Origin of the sequence: Coleofasciculus sp. FACHB-712 (assembly GCF_014695635.1) — a bacterium.
Classification (GTDB): Bacteria; Cyanobacteriota; Cyanobacteriia; order Cyanobacteriales; family FACHB-T130; genus FACHB-T130.
Map to the genome: position 1 here is coordinate 1 of NZ_JACJOQ010000663.1, position 5,750 is coordinate 5,750.

Annotated in this window: 4 protein-coding genes; 3 read left to right on the plus strand and 1 reads right to left on the minus strand. The window is 42.9% G+C overall.

Annotated features, from left to right (window positions below):
• Positions 1–65 precede the first annotated feature (65 nt).
• The 3 genes from H6F50_RS25040 (at position 66) to H6F50_RS25050 (ending at position 4,177) form a co-directional block, all read left to right on the plus strand.
• Positions 66–1,760, plus strand: a complete 1,695-nt coding sequence (locus H6F50_RS25040; protein ID WP_199292368.1) for an iron uptake porin — start codon at positions 66–68, stop codon at positions 1,758–1,760.
• Between the two features lie 232 nt (positions 1,761–1,992).
• Positions 1,993–3,462 (plus strand): ABC transporter substrate-binding protein/permease, encoded by a 1,470-nt coding sequence (locus H6F50_RS25045; protein ID WP_190430773.1) that lies wholly within the window; start codon positions 1,993–1,995, stop codon positions 3,460–3,462.
• Positions 3,428–4,177 carry an amino acid ABC transporter ATP-binding protein gene (locus tag H6F50_RS25050; protein WP_190430774.1) on the plus strand — a complete coding sequence of 250 codons (750 nt, stop codon included), beginning with the start codon at positions 3,428–3,430 and terminating at the stop codon, positions 4,175–4,177. Before H6F50_RS25045 ends, H6F50_RS25050 begins: the two co-directional genes overlap by 35 nt.
• Positions 4,178–4,469: 292 nt before the next feature.
• Here the strand turns inward: H6F50_RS25050 and H6F50_RS25055 are convergent.
• The coding region (locus H6F50_RS25055) for an adenylate/guanylate cyclase domain-containing protein (RefSeq protein ID WP_190430775.1) at positions 4,470–5,750 on the minus strand (1,281 nt) is incomplete at its 5' end.

The following is a 5,750-nucleotide window of genomic DNA, read 5'->3' on the forward strand; positions in this document are numbered from 1 at the left end:
AGCACGATCGGCATTTACGTGACAAAATTCATTAGGAATGCCAAAAAGTGTGAGGAGAGACCGTCTTGAAACTGTTTCGTGCCCCTCTAAAATTTTGCCTCGCGGTGCTAGTTAACGCTTTAGCGATCGCTAGCATTGCCCAAGCAGCAGAATTTCCAACTGTGTCAGAGGAAACCGTTCATCCCTTTCCCCAGGATACTGACACTCTAGTTGGGTCAGATGCCGTTTCTCAGGGAACTGAAGAGACTGACGCGATGGATCGAGTCAGCAACGTATCGCAGTTGCGAGATGTAGAACCGAGGGATTGGGCGTATGAAGCACTGCGATCGCTTGTTGAACGTTATGGCTGTATTGCAGGATATCCGGATGGCACCTTTCGTGGCAATCGGGCGCTGAGTCGTTATGAATTTGCGGCTGGGTTAAATACCTGCTTGCAGCAAATTGAGAAATTGATTGCTGCTAGTTCAGCAGATTTTGTCACCAAAGACGATTTAGGAACCTTACAACGGCTGATTGATGAATTTGGAACAGAACTGACGGCGCTGCGGGGTCGAGTGGATACTTTGGAAGCTCGAACAACCCAACTGGAAGCTCACCAATTTTCTACGACCACTAAATTAGGCGGTGAGGTTATCACCTATGCAGGTGATGCTTTTGGTGAGAATGCTAGCGATGTAAATAACGCTACTCTCGGTCATCGGACTCGCATTGATTTTAATACTAGCTTCACTGGAAAAGACCGTTTAAGAACTCGATTTCAAATCACTAACTTAAGACAGTTTGACACTGGGGCAACATTTGGTGGAGGGCCAGATCCAGGCTTAACAGGTGAAACTCGGTTTACTCCCAGTAGCGTATCTCAAAATAATGAAGCCAGAATTAGCCAATTAGAGTATCGCTTTCCAGTAGGAGACAAACTCAAAATTTATATTGAAGCGGGTTCAATCGATCCGTCGTATGTAACAGATACAATTGCTCCTTTTATCGACACTTCTACGGGTGCTATTTCTAATTTTGGTCAAGTCAATCCTGTGTATTTTCCCTTGGGAAATCGAGCGGGGATTGCAGCAAATTATAGCCTTAGCGAAGCCCTCAGTTTAGATGTTGGTTACTTTGGTGAAGACGCCCCTAACGGTCCTAGTAACCCAGGCAGAGATTCAGGTATATTTAATGGTGGTTACAGTGCTTTTGCCCAGTTGGTTTATAGTGGCGATCGCTTGAAACTTGGCTTGCTTTACCTAAACTCTTTTTCTCAAGCTTTTGGTGTCGATACTCTCGCAGGTAGCAACGCTGCCAAAGTCATCGATCTCACCGATCCTGATGGCAATCCTGTGGTTGGTAATGGTTATGGCGCACAAGTTAATTACCGATTTAGTCCCCGCTTTGAACTCGGTGGCTGGGTGGGTTACACTGCCGCCCGCGCTCTTGGTAATATCAAGGGGGATGCAGATGTCTGGAATTATGCGGTAACGCTGGCTTTCCCTGATTTGGGCAAAAAGGGAAATTTAGGTGGCATTGTGTTAGGGATGCAACCAAAGTTAACAGGGACTAGCAATCGTGCTTTAGCAGAGGCGATTGGTTTACCTCCCGGACAAAGAAGCGATCGCGATACCGGATATCACATCGAAGCTTTCTACAAATATCAATTAACCGAAAATATTTCGATTACTCCTGGTTTCTTTTGGCTAACAGCACCTAACCATGATGAGCGAAATCCCGATGCTGTGATTGGTGTGGTGAGAACGAGTTTCGTCTTTTAGAATCAAACAAACCTAACCTGCTGACTTTCTCCTCTTAGGAGAGGGTTAGAGGGAGGTGAAGAGGGTTTGGAGTAAGGTTAACAAACCTATGTTTTTTTATGAGCTTATTTATCATAAAAATTTTGAAAATGTAACTTTCTGTAAGCAAAATATCATCCTTAAGATAGTAGAAATGGTCTTGTGGTTTGAGTGTTAAATATTTATACATCAAGACATTAAGGACTTACTAGCCATGCCAAAAAGGAAATGGCTTTTTGCCATCCTATTTTCTATTACATTATCGATAAGTTTACTTTTTGGGGGTTGGAGAAGCGATCGCGTCTTTGCACAATCGCCACAATATCAAGGTAAAAAATTTGTGATGGTCACGTCAGCGGACTATCCACCTTATGAATTTCGAGATACGGCTAGCGGTAGCGCTGATATTGTAGGTTTCGACGTAGACATTGCCAACTATATTGCTAAAGAGCTAGGGTTTCAACTTGAGATTAAAGATACAGATTTTAGTGGCATAATCCCGGCTGTGCAATCAGGTCGGGCCGACTTTGCAATGGCTGGGATGACACCAACAGCAGAACGGAGAAAAAATGTTGATTTTTCCGAGATTTACTATGAAGCAAAAAACACAATTGTTGCTAGAAAAGGTAGTAACCTAACAACACCTGAAAGTTTAGCGGGAAAAAAAGTCGGCGTTCAATTGGGTTCAACTCAAGAAAAAGCTGCTAAAGAAATAAAGGGCACAAATTTGGTAGCCCTTAATAAGACTGGTGAAATTATCCAAGAAGTTAAATCAAATCGTATCGACGCTGCAATTATCGAAGATACCATCGCTAAAGGTTTTATTGCCAATAACCCAGATTTAGAATTTAATACGGTTCCGAATACTGGGGAAGCAGGGAGTGCGATCGCTTTCGCCAAAGGTTCGCCTCTAGTCAATGACTTCAACCGCGTTCTGGCAGAAATGAAACAGAACGGTGAAATAGAAAGGTTGGTGACAAAGTGGTTTGAAAATAATGGAAAAACTGAAACTCCCGCCAGCAGTTCCAGTTTAGCTTTCGCTAAGATAACGCCTCGGATTCCTTTTATTCTAAAAGGAATATTAGTAACTCTCCAATTCACTGCTATCTCAGCAATTTTGGGCTTCATTTGGGGGACAATCCTCTCTTTATTTAAGATTTCTACCTTTAAGCCACTGGTTTGGTTTGCAACAGCCTACACTTCTATCTTTCGAGGGACGCCGCTACTATTGCAAATCGCTTTAGTTTATTACGCAACGCCTCAATTGATTGGGTACAATATTCCGGCATTATTAGCCGGTGTCATTACTTTTACTCTCAACTCAGGCGCTTACATTTCTGAAACAATTCGCGGCGGTATTCTTGCCGTTGACAAAGGGCAACAGGAAGCTGCTTTGTCTTTAGGAGTTCCCTACAGACCGATGATGCTGGATATTATCTTGCCACAGGCGATAAAAAATATTTTGCCAGCATTAGTAAATGAGAGTATTGCATTACTGAAAGACTCAGCATTAGTCTCTACAATTGGGGTAACTGACTTGTTACGCCGCGCCCAAATTGTGGGTGCAGAACAATATATTTACTTTGAACCTTTGCTATTTGCAGGCGCGATTTACTATTTAATGGTCATGAGTTTAACATGGGGGGGTTATGTACTCGAACGAAGATTACAACGCAGCAGTTAAGGTTGAAGATTTGCATAAATCTTTTGGAAATCTGAAGGTTTTGCAAGGAATTTCGACTGAGATTGGACACGGGGAAGTTGTTGCGGTGATTGGCCCTTCAGGTTCTGGTAAGTCCACTTTCTTGAGGTGCATGAATTTACTGGAGGTGCCCACTTCGGGTAAGATTTATATACAAGGCGCAGACATCACTTCACGAAAAACCGACATTATGAAGGTTCGGCAAAATGTCGGGATGGTGTTTCAACATTTCCATTTATTTCCTCACAAAACTGTTCTTTCTAATGTGACGTATGCGCCTAAAAAGGTAAAGGGCATTTCTTCGGAAGAGGCGCGGCGAGAAGGAATGGAACTGCTGAATAAAGTAGGTTTATCAGAAAAGGCTGATGTTTATCCTTCTAAGCTGTCAGGGGGGCAGAAACAGCGGGTCGCGATCGCGCGTTCCTTGGCAATGAAGCCAGATATCATGTTGTTTGACGAACCGACCTCGGCACTCGACCCGGAAATGGTGAAAGAGGTGCTAGAGGTGATGAAAGACCTCACCAAAACTGGTATCACAATGGCAATTGTCACCCATGAAATGGGGTTCGCGCGAGAAGTTGCCGACCGCATTTTGTTTCTTGATGGTGGAAAACTGGCTGAAGATTCACCGCCTAGTAAGTTTTTTACAAATCCAGACTGCGATCGCGCTAAGCAATTCTTGGATAAGATCTTGTAAGAGATAATCGTTAGAGGCTGCATTCTTTCTGTATACACTTGGGCTAATCTACCACGCTCCTCAGAATTTTAGGCAGCCTCGTTCGCTCGTTTGAAGAATAGATCAGTTAGTTTTTAGCAATTGTTGTAGTTCCTGTCGGACTTTTGCTACTGTTTCTGCTTTCTCTTCGTCGCTTACCCATTTGTTTACCCAGAGTTGATTGAGAACCTTCTGTCTTTTTAGATAAACAAGTAACTTAAATTACAAACACCAGCTTTAAAAATATATTGTTTACTAAATATTTATGCTTCGATTACTCTTCATTTATCCTGAAATTAGTAGATACAAATTGACAGCGCTCTAAATATATCTTAGCAACTTTATCCATCGGGTTATGCCATAAACAATCTTGAAAGAGTTGTGCAGCTTCATGAAACTTTTGATTTTTGTAAAATAACAAAGCTTTTTCAAATATTGTTTTTGCGCTTAATTTACCATCTTTTAATTCCGCTAAATCTCCATCGAATACTTCATAAACTGTTACTTCTTCGGATTTACCTTTTATTTTCACCCGATCGATAATGCGGATGAAGTAATCAGATGAATTTTGTAATTGTAAAAAAGTCTGATGACTGATTAATAATGACACTCCATACTCTTTCGTCAATCCTTCAATACGGGAGGCTAAGTTGACAGCATCGCTAATGACAGTGCCCTGCATCCGGTTATTTCCTCCCACCGTACCCAGCATCAAAGAACCCGTATTGATGCCAATTCCGATTTGAATTGGATGATAACCAGTTTGGGCGCGATGCTGATTATACTCGGCAAGATTATGTAGCATTGTAATGGCTGCTTTAATAGCATCATCTGCACTACCACTAAACAGCGCCATAATCCCATCACCGATATATTTATCAATGAAGCCGTTATTCTCAGTAATAGCAGGCTCCATGCGGCTTAAAAAGGCATTAATAAATTGAAAATTGTCTGACGGCGTCATTTTTTCTGATAGTGCAGTAAAGTCTCGAATGTCGGCAAATAATACTGACATTTCCTGCTGTACTTGGTCGCCTAATGTGACATCAATAATGCTTTTTTTCTTCAAAAACTGAAGAAATTCACGGGGTACAAACCGCTCGTAAGCAGTGTTAAGTTGATAAAGTTGATCGATTAACTGAATTCGCTCTGCTTCTGCCTTCTTGCGTCGCGTGATATCTTGAAAGGCAGCGATCGCGTAGACAATTTCGCCCTTCTCATCAAAAATTGGCGTTGCCCACACCTCTATCGGGATAATCTTGTCTGCTTGGCGAACCTCCATATCATCAACAGTCGAGCAGGAGCCACTCAACGCCAGCGCTAGGGGCTGTTGGGCATTCGGGTACAACCGATCTGTCCCTGCCACATAAGCTTGATAAAGTTCTGGCAGGTGAGCGGTGGTGTCTTCCGGGGCGATGCCCTTGCCGAGAAGCCGCTGTGCTGTATGATTGGCGTAGTAGGGTTTGCCGCTCGCATCAATCACGAAAACACCTACCGGCACGGCTTCTAGAAATTGAGCCAACCTTCTCTCGCTGGCACGTACTGCCTCCTCTGC